This window comes from Sphingobacterium tabacisoli (assembly GCF_017908035.1).
In the GTDB taxonomy this organism is placed as follows: Bacteria; Bacteroidota; Bacteroidia; order Sphingobacteriales; family Sphingobacteriaceae; genus Sphingobacterium; species Sphingobacterium tabacisoli.
Genome location: NZ_JAEQMU010000004.1, coordinates 451544 through 465822, shown reverse-complemented (window position 1 = coordinate 465822; position 14279 = coordinate 451544). Strand labels below are relative to the sequence as shown.

The following is a 14279-nucleotide window of genomic DNA, read 5'->3' as shown; positions in this document are numbered from 1 at the left end:
AAGCCCAAAAGTAAAAAGTAAAAAGAAGAAAAACGTCATGAATCTTTAAAATAAAGGTTATGGAGCAATACTATTTTTCATATAATAAGGATAATTTCAGCGTTCGAGTGTTTTTCCTTGCCTAATTTTTGTTACTTTTGAGTATAAAATGCTTTAATGAAATGAGTGAAAAATTAAAAGTAGGTATCAGTATAGGTGATTTAAACGGAGTCGGAATGGAAGTGGTTATTAAATCACTGTTAGATAGCCGTGTTCTGGATTACTTTACACCTATTGTATATGGTAATACTAAAAATGCTTCATTTCACCGTAAGGCAAATAATATTAATGATTTTAGCTTTAATGTAATACAAAGTCCAGATCAAGCGAATGCGAAGCGTGCTAACATCATTAATTGTTGGCAGGAAGATGTAAAGATTACCCTGGGTGAAGAAAATGAAGTCGGGGGTAAGTATGCATTTATTTCTTTAGAGAGGGCTGTAGCAGATTTGGAAGCAGGAAAGATCGATGCGTTGGTCACGGCTCCGATCAACAAACATAATATACAACAGGAAGGCTTTCGATTCCCAGGGCATACTGAATATCTTCAGCAGAAGGTTGGTGCAGATGATGTGCTCATGTTTATGCTGTGTGATGATTTGCGTGTAGGCGTGGTGACGGGACATGTTCCTATTAAGGATGTCGCAGTTCAGATTACTGAAGAAGCAATACTAAAGAAGCTGAGGCTTATGAATAGCAGTTTGAAGAAGGATTTTTGGATTCAAAAACCTAAAATCGCTGTACTCGGTCTGAATCCCCATGCTGGAGATAATGGTGTAATCGGTACAGAGGATGACGAGATCATCCGCCCTGCTTTAGCAAAAGCTAATGCGGAAGGTATCCTATGCTTCGGTCCTTATCCGGCCGATGGATTTTTTGCATCTACGACATATCTGAAATTTGATGCTGTATTAGCTATGTATCACGATCAAGGGCTTATTCCTTTCAAGCATATTGCAGATCGTAAAGGGGTGAATTACACCGCTGGACTTCCGATTGTCCGCACCTCTCCAGATCATGGTACGGGTTATGATATAGCCGGAAAGAACTTAGCATCGCACGAGTCTTTCCTAGAAGCTATTTTTACGGCTGTACATATCGTTAAGAATCGTAGAGAGCAGGCTGAACTGAGCGCAAGTCCACTAGCCTTCCGTAAGCTTTCGAGAGACAGAGACTAGGAGTATAACTTAATTAACTCTGTTAATAGTTCAGAAAATTCTTTTAAAATAAGTACTTTTGTAACTTGTTAGGCCTCTAGGTCTGTATGCGCAAGCTATGATAGAACAATTACAACACCCTATATTTCCCATTATTAGAGATTTGGCCGATAAAACGGATACGACCTGCTATGTCATTGGCGGATATGTTCGGGATCGCATTATGGGGCGGCCATTTAAATACGATGTGGATATATTGGTGATTGGTTCTGGGATTGAGTTTGCTACTCTGTTGGGAGAACAATTGCGTACCAAGGTGGCACTATATAAGTCTTTTGGGACAGCAATGTTGGTGTATGATGGTTTGGATATTGAGTTTGTAGGTGCCCGTAAAGAATCTTATAGAAGGGATTCGCGTAAACCTATCGTAGAGGATGGTACGTTGGAAGATGATCAAAATCGGCGCGATTTTACCATCAATGCGATGGCCTATTCGTTGAATGGGGCTACTTTTGGAGAGTTGTTGGATCCATTTGATGGGGTGGCAGATATACAGAATCGTATTATACGTACACCGTTGGATCCAAAGGAAACGTTTTCTGACGATCCGTTACGAATGATGCGTGCTATACGGTTTGCAACGCAGCTGAATTTTAAGATAGATATGAAAGCCATACAGGCTATTGCGGATAATAAGGACCGCATTAAAATCATATCGAAAGAGCGTATTACGGATGAGCTTAATAAAATTATCCTGTCTACGAAGCCCTCTATCGGTTTTCGCTATCTTTTCGATACGGGATTGTTGGAGCTTATATTCCCGGCGATGCAACAACTGTACGGTGTTGAAATTGTTGAAGGTCGTGGTCATAAAGATAATTTCTATCACACCTTGGAGGTATTGGATAATGTTGCGGAGCTTTCTGATGACCTTTGGTTGAGATGGGCTGCAATTATGCATGATATCGCTAAGCCAGCCACCAAAAGGTTTGATAAGAAAGCAGGCTGGACTTTCCACGGACATGAAGATAAAGGTGCCCGTATGGTGCCTAAACTTTTTGGAGAACTAAAGCTGCCTCTGAACGAAAAAATGAAGTTTGTTCAGAAATTAGTACAATTGCATTTGAGGCCTATCGTATTAGCTCAAGATATTGTGACAGATTCGGCGGTAAGACGTTTGTTGTTTGAAGCAGGGGATGATATCGATGCATTGATGTTGTTGTGCCATGCTGACGTCACTACTAAAAATGAGTTCAAGAAGAAGAAATATAGAGATAATTTCGAACTGGTAAAGCAGAAGCTAAAGGATGTCGAAGAACGGGATCACTTGCGGAACTGGCAACCTCCGGTAACGGGAGAGGATATTATGCATGTCTTTGGATTAGGGCCAGGTAAGCAGGTGGGGATAATCAAGAATGCTATTAGAGAAGCTATATTGGAAGGCGAAATCCCAAATGAAAGGGAAGCTGCGTATCAATTTATGGTAACGCGAGCGAAGGGGCTCAACTTAGAACCGAAAGAAACATTGTCCTTAGTGACATCAAAATAATTTATATTTTTACATTTGGATAGGCATAGGCTTATTTTCAATTTTGATTATGGCAATTTATAGATTTAGAGTAACATTTGAAGATTACGAAGATATATATCGTGACATCGATATGCCTTCAAAAAGTACATTCGTGGAATTGCATCAGGAAATCCATAAGAGTACGGGGTACCAGGTCGATGCTTCTTCTTCTTTTTATGTAAGTAATGATCAATGGAAAAAGGGAACTGAAATTGCACTTATGCCATCTCAGCGTAAGATCGATGCCGGTGTGCTCTTGATGGAAGATATTCGCTTGAGTAAGTTTATCGATGATCCGCACCAGAAGTTTTATTATATCTATAATTTTGATCGTCCATATGACTTTCATGTGGAGTTGGTGAAGATTTTAAAAGAGGAGGAAGGAAAAGAATATCCTGCCATTTTTAAATCGGTCGGACAGGCACCAAAAATGGTTGCCGCAGCTAATTTCCCGGTAGCCAGTGACGATGACGAAGATGATGAGTATGTAGAAGAATCTACAGAAGAATATGGCGTCGATGAAGACGACGACTATGACACTATGGATGGCGATGATGAGGATGGAGAAGAAGGAGAAGGCCAAGCGGAGTTTGGTGGTGGTGAAGAGGATTATTAAGCTATAGTGGCTACAGATAAAAAAAAGACGCTAGTCGTAGTGGTTGGGCCTACAGCAGTAGGTAAGACTGCTACGGCTATTTTTTTAGCACAACATTTTGCTACAGAAGTGCTATCGGCAGACTCTCGACAGTTCTATCGTGAAATGTCTATAGGCACTGCCAAACCTGATTCGGAAGAATTAAAGGCTGCCGTGCATCATTTTATTGACTCTCATTCGATAGAAGAGGAATACTCTGCGGGGGATTATGAAAGAGATGCATTGGGTTTACTAAGCGAACTCTTTGCTAAACATGATGTCGTTATCGCAGTAGGAGGCTCTGGTCTATTCGTTAGGGCACTTACAGAGGGACTCGATGATCTGCCTAAGGCGCCGGAAGGCGTGCGAGATCGATTGAACGAACAATTTCAGAAGGAAGGTCTGTTGCCCTTAAAACAACGTCTTTTAGAAGTCGATCCTGCCTATTATGAAGTTGCCGATATTGATAACCCACAACGTGTGATACGTGCACTAGAGGTTTATGAAGCGACGGGCAATCCTATGTCTTACTACCAGAAGAATAAAGTTCGTGAGCGTACATTTGATGTCGTAACCATTGGATTGAATATGGATAGGAGTGCACTATATGATCGTATTAACTTACGTGTAGATAGGATGCTTGAAGCAGGACTACAAGAAGAAGTTAGGTCTTTATCCGAGTTCCGTAATAAACCCGCTTTATTGACGGTTGGATATGCCGAGATGTTCGACTATTTTGACGGACATATTTCTTTGGAAGAGGCTGTAGACAAGATCAAACAAAATTCAAGACGCTATGCAAAGCGGCAGATTACCTGGTTTAAAAAATACGGTAATACGACTTGGTTTGAGCCAGAACAACTGGACGAGATAATTCAATTTGTTGCTGATAAGTTGAAGGCTTAGTCTTTTTAGTCCGCAAGGGGTGAGTCTTCCAGAGACTTGTTATAGAAGACGAAGTATAATCCAGGAAGTGAAGCCAATGCTGATATAACGTAGAAAAATAAACTTATTGCGACGCCAATCTGTGCATCTAGCGCATAGTATTCAGCACCATACATAAATACTAATTCTCTCGCTCCCAATCCACCAATTGTTAATGGAAATAAAGCAACAAGTGAAGACACCATAAAGAGGACTAGATAAGGAGTATGGCTTTCTTTGATACCTAATGCGTACAACGTAAAAACGACAGATAAGACTTGACAGAGTTGTACGCCCATTGCTTTGGCATTGGTCGTAACAAAACTAGACAAAAAGCTTTTGAAGCCGATGCGGTATATCAAGTAATAGACAATAGTTCCTACAATCATCAATAGGCAGATCCAAATGGAAGGTATATGGAGTTGGGGTAGTTTTAGAAGAAGGACTAAAGATATAACACATAATGCCCATAACCCGCTCGCTTTATCAAGGAGAGTAGCTAAAATCAATTTGCGGGTATCTGCATGGTGTGCCTTCCGAAGGTAATAGATTTTATAGCCATCTCCACCTACACCACCAGGTAGAAACATATTATAGAACATACCCAAGAGATAGAGCTTATAGTTGCTCCATTCGGATAGTTTTAAACCGGTAGCCAAAAAATAAGAACGTATCCTAGTCGAAGCAAAGATTTGTGAAATAAAAAATGCAATAAATGCGGCAAAGAGCATAAGAGGATCTGAGTTCTTCCAAATTGTCTTGACAGCAGACATATCTACATTATATACGACCCAAGTCAGGGCAGCGATAGTGAAAGATAGTTTGAATACAACTTTAAGGATAGGCCATGCCTTAGTCCATATTCCCATTATTTATTTTTTTGCGTTGGATAAATTCTTTAAACGTTACAAAGTCAGCTTTGCTCTTCTTCATACTAGTAATAAAGCTGTCCATACGATGGATCATCTTTTTTCCTGTGTTTTTGCGGACATAGAATGGGAAGCCAAATTTGATTTTGTCTGTTAGATCTGTAAATTCCCAAGGATGAAAATAGATGTTTAAGTAGGTGTCCTTGTTGAGTGTCCACCGGGACAAGCTATTGTATAACCATAGCGGCAGATTGTGGAAGGATAACCAGAACAGGGGAAAGCGTACGAGAGGTGTAACTGAAGCAGGTACTTGTAAGACATTTTGTTGCCAAAAGTAGCGCCTCGAGATGTGGAGATTGTTGTATCTTCCAGGAAGCCAGGTTGGATTTATAGAACTATTGTATATGTACCCGGCTTTTTCAACTTCCTCTTCGTCGACAGGTTGCATTCTCGCCATCCGGTATCCTTGGATAGATACATCGAACAGTTCTTCTAAGGCCGTTTTTGAGGCTAATAGATGTTCCGGTTTAAAATCTGAATGATAATAACCATGTGATGCCAATTCATGCCCCTCCCGCAACAGACGGTGTATCGTATGCTGAGCATGCTGAGCGAACACGACTGTGCTAAAGAATGTTGCCTTTACTTGTTGCTTCGCTAGTATGTCCAGAATTGCTTCTGTGCCTTCAATAGAACGACGGATCTGCTCATCAAATGAGATATCCTTATTGTATTCGAATGGCATGTCAAACTCTTCTATGTCAAAACTTAATAGTATCATGGCTTTTTGGGAGTGTTGATATTTGTAGAGCGTACAATATAATTAGGTCGCACTTTGACCTGTGTAAACATCTTACCGATATATATACCGATAATTCCGAGCATGATGAGTTGTAGACCTCCAAAGAAAACAATGGTCATAATCAATGATGCCCAGCCTGAGACTTCGTGTCCACTTAAGAATGCATACACGACATAGGGTAAATATAAAACGGATAGACCCGAGAACAAAAAGCCCAGATATACAACCATATATAGCGGTTTGGTCGAGAAAGATGTTACTCCCTGCAAAGCAAAACGTAACATCTTTTTGAGCGAGTATTTTGATTGTCCTGAATGACGTTCAGCAGGGTTATAAGAGATTGCAAACTGACGGTAGCCGACCCATTTGACAAGACCTCTAAGGAAAGGCTCATTTTCATGAAACTGTTTCATAACATCGACAACCGAACGGTCTAAAAGTCTATAATCTGCTGCTCCAGCTTCTAGTTGTACCGAAGAGAGCTTATTTAATACTTTGTAAAAAATCCGGGAAGTGAAGCGCTTTTTAAAAGGTAGCCTTTTGTCCTCTTTTCGAATGGTATAAACGACTTCATAGCCTTCTTCCCATTTTCTGATGAGTTCAGGTATTAAAGATGGTGGATGTTGCATATCCCCATCCATACAGATGACAGCATCGCCACGAGAGTAATCCATACCGGCTTTTACAGCTAGTTGATGACCAAAATTACGAGAAAACTCTAGGAAAAAAATATGCTCTGAATGTTGAGATAGGTTTTCAATAACAGTAATACTATTATCGGTGCAACCATCTGCAACAAAAATTATTTCTAATCCGTAGTCCGGAAGTGTAGCAAAGGTATCTTCTAGAGCTCTTGCTATTATTGGGATATTCTCGGCCTCATTATAGGCAGGTATGACGACAGAGATTAGTTTTTTTTCGATCATACTGTTGCCAATTTTTTGTAGTCTATCGTTAGCATTTCATAGACAATCGTAAACCAAATCAATACGCAAGGCAATGCTTTTAAAGAATAAGGGTTGATATATTGCTCACGCACAAACTTTGGAAAAAGATCAGAAGGTGAAAAGCTCGTTAATAACATGGCAAACACAAACAGTGCAATCTGTGCGGAACTGCGGGGTGCCGATTTCATCATAAACCATATCGCTACGCCAAACATCGCGATGATATAGGTTGGCGATTCCGAGCTGCTGCTGAAAATCACAGGAAATATCAGTACAGAACTAAGCAGGGCGAGCTGAAACCCCTGGGTCTTGTATTGACTAATACGCAAGTAAGGAAGTGCAAATAGTAATAGACCTACTGCAATAAATGGGGTGTTGGGGATGGTTGTGTCACCACTGATACGACGGAAAATACCCATCAACGAGATATCTTGCCTGGAGTTTAAGGTGATGTTCTGACCATTTTTTTCTACTAAGGATTCATACCAACCGATATAGTTATCATAGACATAGGTTGGCGTAGAAATAATTGAAGGTAAAAAGGCTAAAATGGGCAAAAGAATTAGTCCGGCAACTACAAAACGTATTTTGTTTTTTGAGAAGAAGAAAAATGCTAACCCAACGATACTGTATAGTTTGACTAAAAAACCGATTAGTATCACGACAACACTCGAGATATCTTTGCCTTTCACGATATAGGAAAAGGATAATAGCATTAGACCGACTAACGCAATGTTAAATTGAAACCCGAACAATGCTGTTAAGGTTTCATGGAGACCTATAATGGCAATCCATGATCGATTTTTCTCAGATATGGGTAGTTGGTAGATGCCCCAGCATAGGACAATGACGTTGACAATATTCCAGCTAATCATCCCAACGACATCAGGCAATAGTGCAAATGGCGCTATTAGGAGGGCAAAGAACGGTCCATAGTGGTTGCTGTCAAAATATTCGTTGGGATACAACGCATATAAATCCAAAAACTCCTTGCTGTGCCAGTATACTTGTTTGAAAATTAGGTAATTGTTAAAGTTGCCCCGTAAATATTGTTTTGTCGCAGCTAGGATAGCTACTAGGATGTACAAGCCAATAACAAAGCGTCGATCTGTGACAATAGTTTCTGCACGATTCTTGAAACTATTTATTTTATTTTTTAACCCCATATAGTCGAAATCAATATTTCTTAAATAAGCATTCGATTTTAGTTCAGCACTGCTGGGGTTTAGACAGCTATCTCGAGTGTATTACTTTCGAAAGTATAGTGAAAACTACAGTTGATAATCTTTTGACTAATTGTCAGTTATCTTATGTATCAAATCTGAATGTTGAAGAAATTTTTTTTATTTAAAATTAAACAATTAAAGTCTTCTTCACGTTTTAAATAGATGACTCAAGACCTGGCCAAATATCTATAAATTTATTGAAATGGACAAATTGTACTGTAGTAAGTCTATCTGGGTTAATGTGACTGACTATTGCTGTGTTATAATAGGAAAAGCTCTGTTGTTTGGATATAAAAAAGCCGAAGAATCAATTTTCTTCGGCTTTTCTTTATAATTTAATGTCCTGTCTGTCTAGACAATAAAGTTCCATCCAAATGGATCTTCAATTTTGCCATAACGCAATTGGTTTAGATAGTCTAAGACTTTTAGAGAGAACTCACGACCTTCTACTGGAGGTAATGTGTAGTCCTGTCCATTGAAACCAATACGATCTATATGAGTAATAGTTGCTGCTGTTCCGGCTGCAAAAGCTTCCGTCACTGTACCATTTTTAATCCCCTCGATCAGCTCTTCGACGGATACCTTACGCTGTTCGGTCTTGTATCCCCATTTTTCGGCTAGCTCCATGATCGTACGACGTGTTACACCGTGCAAAATCGTGTCACCGTGTGGTGTTATTATGGTATCTCCAATACGGAATATCAAATTGGCCGTTCCTGCTTCTTCGATATATTTGTGCTCCGCAGCATCAGTCCACATGATTTGGTCATATCCCTCATCGTTGGCCAATTGTGTAGGATATAAAGAAAGTGCATAGTTACCTGCATTTTTCGAGAATCCAACACCGCCTTCTGCAGCACGGGTATAATGTGTTTCTACTTTTAGAGATATAGGTTTGCTGTAATAAGCACCTACCGGACAAGTGATAATAATAAATTTGTACGATATAGAAGGGTGCACACCTAATGCTGCTTCCGTAGCAAACATAAATGGACGTATGTATAATGCGGTACCTTCTTTTGAAGGAATCCAATTACGGTCAATATCCAATAGTTTCTTTAATCCGCCTAAGAATATTTCTTCAGGAACTTCTGGCATTTGCAAACGCGAAGCCGATTTGTTGAAACGCTCCCAGTTTTTGTCGGGACGAAAGATGCTTACTGTACCATTCTCAAATTTGTAGCCTTTTACCCCTTCAAATATTGCTTGACCATAGTGTAAGGCAGACATCGATGGGCTTACCGAGATATCGCCGTATGGTTGGATGCTGATATCAGTCCATGTTCCATTATTGTATTCGGCCACGAGCATGTGGTCAGACATAATCTGTCCGAATTTTAAATTGTTAAAGTCTACTTGCGAGAGTCTTGATTCTTTAGTTGGCTCTACGCGAATTGAAATTTGATCTGTCGCGCTCATATCAATGATATAGTTTTTGAAAGTCGCAAGTTATTAAAAAAAAAGTGGATTTTCTTTCATTTCGGGGGTAACAAAAAAGAAATGGTAGTGATATAACAATATACGGGACAAATCCGAGAAGGAAGAAACCCTAATTGTAAACTAAAAACAAAGACATATGAAAAAACTTTTACTCGCATTAATGTTATTTGGAATTACATTTTTAGCAATTGCCCAGGATAGGCAAAAGGGAGATTTCCAGATTGGAGCTCAGGGAGGGACTAGCCTTCCGATTAATGATTATAAGAAAATTGGCGAAGCGAAGACCGGGTTTTATTCGGGACTATTTATCGATAAGTATTTTAATGGTAATATGTTCGGATTAGGTATTGATGCACGCTACATCCGTAATAACCTATCTAAAATAGATAGCTTTCATTTTACCAATGGGCACATCTCGACAGCCTATAAAAATAACGCTCGTTTTCAAGATTATCTTTTTACGCTAGGCCCAAGCTATAAATTCACAAAAGATCGATTGCATATTGAAGCTTATGTACGAGGGGGGATTATGATGCAATATTTTCCCGAATATGATCGAACATTGACGTATTCGGACGTAAAAGGAACCTATGACTATAGTATTAAATCAACACAGAACGATATTACGAATAAGGCAAATAGTTGGGCTGGTTTGGGTGGTTTACGGGTTAATTATATGTTGAATCCTCACCTTGCATTGTTTGCCCATATCGACTATGTACAGACTTTTGGAACAAAATTCGGCAGTAAGCCGAGTCAGTTTACGGTAAAAGAGAGTGTTGCTACAGCAATATCAATTGCTACTTCTACTACAGTAAACGGATATCTTGATCACTACGAAGAGGTTCCCGTTGTAAAGACTACACTCCACCAAAGCCTACAAGTTGGTGCCGGTATTAAATACGTGTTTGCAAAAGCAAAATCTGAAAATAGGGCACTAATCGCACCTGATAGAAATCAGTATGATGAAGTGGTGAAAACCAAAGTCGAAGCTAAAGATTTACAGATTATGGTCCGTGATAAGCAAACTGATCTGGCCCTGAGTGGTGTTATTGTGTCTATAGAGGGATTAAATACTGCCGAAAAGTCAACTACAGATGCGAATGGTTTGGCTAGTAAGATAACAGGGATTAAAAGCGGTGTTTATCAGGTTGTAGGCGAAAAGAATGGCGTTAAAACACCGATCCTGACATTAACGGATGCTGACTTTAACACAAGCAGTGCTGTTATTTTTAAAGAGATATTCCATGATGATCCCCGTTTTACGTTGATAGGGGAGACTTTTGACTGTACATTAGCACGTAACATGCCTAATATTAATACTGTTCTGACTAATAGTAAGAGTAGGGTAAATTCTAGTCAAATATCGGATGCAGAAGGAAAGTTTATATACCAGTTGGATGCGCAGTCTGATTTTACACTGATGGCTAATCAACAAGGTCAATATTCGCAAACCGAGTTGGTAACCACCAAGGGGTTAGATCGTAGTCAAACACTGTATGTCACCTTAAAACTGGGAGTGTGCGATTTGGAAAAGGATGGGAGCTGGGTGCTGAAAAACATTTTGTATGATTTTGACAAGAGTGATATTCGTCCGGACGCTGCTTTGGTATTGGATAATGTTTTAGCTATCATGAAGCAAAATCCGAGTTTGCGAATAGAGTTGTCCAGTCATACCGATAGTAGAGGTGATGGTAATTACAATTTGAAACTATCGCAACGTCGAGCGGATGCAGCTGTAGCTTATTTAGTAAACAATGGTATCACTAAGTCTAGGCTGGTTGCAAAAGGTTATGGGGAGTCGAAGCTAGTGAATGGTTGTAGCAATGGTGTGGATTGTTCTGAGGAGCAGCATCAAGAGAATAGACGGACAGAAATAAAAGTGTTAGCGTATGTCAAGTAGCGAATCCAACTTGACATACGTTATAAGGAGTATCTATATATGCATGTAGTTTATAGGCAGGTTCTGAGCGAACTCTGATAGCTACATGACAATCAGTAATCAAACCGAGTTTGCGAGCTCATGAAATAATTATATACCTATGAAAGAAGATTTAGAAGAAAATGCTATGTATAGCGATGACGACTACAAGAAAATTAGTCTATTTGGATTTATTATAGGTTTTTTTGTCTTTATATTTGACCGTTTTGTAAAGCCATAATATAAAAGGATATTGGAGACCTAACAAGATTAGGATAGCCATACCCCAGATATAATACGATAGGTTTGAAGATTTCTTCAAACCTATTTCATTTCCTATCCCAGTGTAGTTGATGTTGGCCCAATACCAGGGGTTTTGTTCTACTGATCCAGCGGATTGCAGATAGGTTCGTTTCGCCTCCCCCAGAGCGCATATGGGATCTGCAGTTTGATCTAATTGTTGATAAAATGAGGTCGTGAGGTCGAGCATAGTCTGGTCGTTTGCAAACCAAAAAGTAGATATAACCGAGGGGACATTTTTACTTAAAAATACCCGTTGTATGCTTTCTGTACCTTCTGAAGGGAGAGGCTTTCCGTAACCTGTATTACAAGCCGACAAAAACACCAAAGGCGTTTTCATCTCGTAAAAACGTAGTTGGTTGGTTGAAATAGCTTGATTTAAATATATAATTGGCGGGGCTGTGGTGTCCAAAATGGTATGGGCGGCGATATGTATAATATTCGGTAGGGCAAATTGCTGGCGGATAGTGGAGTCATTCTGTTCGTCAGGACCAATTTTTCGCGCTGAAAAATTATCGTAGATGTGTTCTACTTCTGTGTTTACAAATTGTAGGTTGGGGAGAGGAGAAGGGTATTCTGATCGATAAAATACACTTATTTTTGATTCCTCTATTGTTTTGTTGCTTAAGAAATCAAAAAGCAAAAATGAGTTCAAGTAAGCGAAGTTGTGTTTCTTGACTAGAAAGTCATCATCATACAACGCATCAAATGGGAAACCATAGAGTTGCGCATCTAAAGAAATGAAGACATTGCGCTGAGCACTTCTTATCCCCGGAAGTAGTTCGCTTGTGAGGTACTGTGCCTTCTCTCGATACTCTTTTGGGTTCTGATTATAATTATTGGGGGTATCTCCAAAATATGTGGTTTTGAAAGATAGAAGGTTCAGTAAAGGAACGGATGCCGGATTCCTTTTGAAAGAAAATTCTTGCCCCGATTTGTGTATAATCGTAACGCTACTATCGTTATGGACAAAATAAGCGTAAAAATCACTATTAGGCCTATTCAAGTGTTTTAGAAATCTTGCCTTTTGAGGTTCAAATTGTGTTGCTTCGAAGTGTCTTTCAGAAAGTTCAAACTCAATCATTGTCTTCTTGAGCCGCTGTGATAGCTTTCTCTTCTCGATCGTATCGACCGAGATGTCTATTTTATGGTAGAGATTCCGGATCGTCTGCATTCCGATTCTCGTTTTGTCTGATGAGCTACTCCAACTTTCCGAACGATTGATTTCATTAATCAAGAGCCGGGCTTTACTTAATTCAATGCACCAGAGTAGCTGCTGTACAATTTCCTTTTTGTGGATTAGGTCAGGCTTACTCTGTACGAGGTCTATGATGTTCTGGATGGTTTGCTTATTGAATATATTGTTGCTTAGCTGGTCTCTACTGCTGACAATGAGTTGTTGTGTTCTAAAATCGTTTTCTACAGCCCATTCATAGTAATACAGTGCGGAGTCTAATTGCTGTAACGAGGTGTAGAGGTGTGCTTTACCTATTAGTGCCTGAGTATAGGTGTAATCTAGAACGTATGCTCTGTCTTCTGATTTGAAGTAGGACAGTGTATTATCATACGCAATTAGCGCGGCGTCGAGGTGATGTTGCTCTTTTAAGATATCTCCCTTGATCAAAGTTAATTTAGCTTTGAATCTGTTCTGTGCATTAGGGAAGTGCTCTTCAGCAATAGCGATTGCTCTATTGACATAGCTGTTGTCCTTTTCGAGACTTCCTTTTAATCCTAGAGCAGCGGTGTACCAGAGTAAAGTGTCTCCTTCCAAAGGGCTCTTTTCGAAATTATGTAAGGCTAGATTATTGTAATATGTGCTTTCTTTCCAATTCTGCTCCTTGTCATAGACCGAAGCCAGTGTATTGTAGAGTAATGCGCTAGATAAGGTATTACTAGGACGTTTTATGGCCTGAAGGAGAATTGTTTTTGCGCTATCTAGTTCTGCATTGTATAAATAGGCATTTGCTAGGTTATTACTCAGCCGTACCGTCTCGTTATTATCCGTTGTCTCGGAAAGTGCCTTTTGTAATAGCGCTATTGCTTTTTGTATATCATTGATTTGTATATATAGATTGGCTAAGGGAGTTATAATTTCGGTATTTATATTTTCCGTTGGAACCTGGTTCGCTTTTATGTAGTTGTAGGCTTTTTCATAGTATTTGACACTTTCGAAATTATCTCCATGCTGGAGAAGACCATAGCCCATAAATAAGAGGCCATAGGCATACATCTCCCTTTGGTAAGGGCTGTTGGCCTGAACCGTTAGGCTATTGAAGAATGAATCAGGGTCACTCACATATTGCTTAGGCTGTTCGTAAGCAATGCTCTCAAAGGACTCAAAAATGGAGTCCAGCTGTTCTTCACTATGCACAAGTGGAGAATGGTTATCAATTGTTGAGCTCGGTCTGTTGCAGGATAAGAACAAAAAGATGTATATCGGTAGCGAGCGA

General features: G+C 39.6%; 11 protein-coding genes. 5 read left to right on the top strand and 6 right to left on the bottom strand.

The window, feature by feature from the left end; translation table 11 throughout:
* Positions 1-161: 161 nt before the first annotated feature.
* From pdxA to miaA, 4 genes are all read left to right on the top strand, one after another.
* Positions 162-1217 carry a 4-hydroxythreonine-4-phosphate dehydrogenase PdxA gene (gene pdxA / locus JKG64_RS16380; protein ID WP_210355376.1) on the top strand — a complete coding sequence of 352 codons (1056 nt, stop codon included), beginning with the start codon at positions 162-164 and terminating at the stop codon, positions 1215-1217.
* A 97-nt stretch (positions 1218-1314) separates the two neighbouring features.
* Positions 1315-2745, top strand: a complete 1431-nt coding sequence (locus JKG64_RS16375) for a CCA tRNA nucleotidyltransferase (RefSeq protein ID WP_210355375.1) — start codon at positions 1315-1317, stop codon at positions 2743-2745.
* A 49-nt stretch (positions 2746-2794) separates the two neighbouring features.
* On the top strand, positions 2795-3382 hold the full coding sequence (locus JKG64_RS16370; RefSeq protein ID WP_210355374.1) for an IS1096 element passenger TnpR family protein: 588 nt from the start codon (positions 2795-2797) through the stop codon (positions 3380-3382).
* Between the two features lie 6 nt (positions 3383-3388).
* A complete protein-coding gene (miaA, locus tag JKG64_RS16365; protein ID WP_317195851.1) occupies positions 3389-4306 on the top strand; it encodes a tRNA (adenosine(37)-N6)-dimethylallyltransferase MiaA in 918 nt (305 codons plus the stop codon).
* Positions 4307-4311: 5 nt separating this feature from the next.
* Here miaA and JKG64_RS16360 read toward each other — a convergent pair whose 3' ends face one another.
* From JKG64_RS16360 to JKG64_RS16340, 5 genes are all read right to left on the bottom strand, one after another.
* A complete protein-coding gene (locus JKG64_RS16360) occupies positions 4312-5193 on the bottom strand; it encodes a lysylphosphatidylglycerol synthase transmembrane domain-containing protein (protein ID WP_210355373.1) in 882 nt (293 codons plus the stop codon).
* On the bottom strand, positions 5177-5974 hold the full coding sequence (locus tag JKG64_RS16355) for a polysaccharide deacetylase family protein (protein ID WP_210355372.1): 798 nt from the start codon (positions 5972-5974) through the stop codon (positions 5177-5179). The genes JKG64_RS16360 and JKG64_RS16355 overlap by 17 nt, the downstream gene beginning before the upstream one ends.
* The gene (locus tag JKG64_RS16350) at positions 5971-6921 is read right to left on the bottom strand and encodes a glycosyltransferase family 2 protein (RefSeq protein ID WP_210355371.1); all 951 of its coding nucleotides are present in this window, start codon (positions 6919-6921) and stop codon (positions 5971-5973) included. The genes JKG64_RS16355 and JKG64_RS16350 overlap by 4 nt, the downstream gene beginning before the upstream one ends.
* Positions 6918-8108, bottom strand: a complete 1191-nt coding sequence (locus tag JKG64_RS16345; RefSeq protein ID WP_210355370.1) for a glycosyltransferase family 87 protein — start codon at positions 8106-8108, stop codon at positions 6918-6920. The genes JKG64_RS16350 and JKG64_RS16345 overlap by 4 nt, the downstream gene beginning before the upstream one ends.
* A 411-nt stretch (positions 8109-8519) precedes the next feature.
* Positions 8520-9587, bottom strand: a complete 1068-nt coding sequence (locus JKG64_RS16340) for a branched-chain amino acid aminotransferase (RefSeq protein WP_210355369.1) — start codon at positions 9585-9587, stop codon at positions 8520-8522.
* A 157-nt stretch (positions 9588-9744) separates the two neighbouring features.
* On the opposite strand from JKG64_RS16340, the gene JKG64_RS16335 reads away from it, so the two are divergent.
* Positions 9745-11511, top strand: a complete 1767-nt coding sequence (locus JKG64_RS16335) for an OmpA family protein (RefSeq protein ID WP_210355368.1) — start codon at positions 9745-9747, stop codon at positions 11509-11511.
* A gap of 199 nt (positions 11512-11710) precedes the next feature.
* Here JKG64_RS16335 and JKG64_RS23260 read toward each other — a convergent pair whose 3' ends face one another.
* A complete protein-coding gene (locus JKG64_RS23260; RefSeq protein WP_210355367.1) occupies positions 11711-14200 on the bottom strand; it encodes a CHAT domain-containing protein in 2490 nt (829 codons plus the stop codon).
* Positions 14201-14279 lie beyond the last annotated feature (79 nt).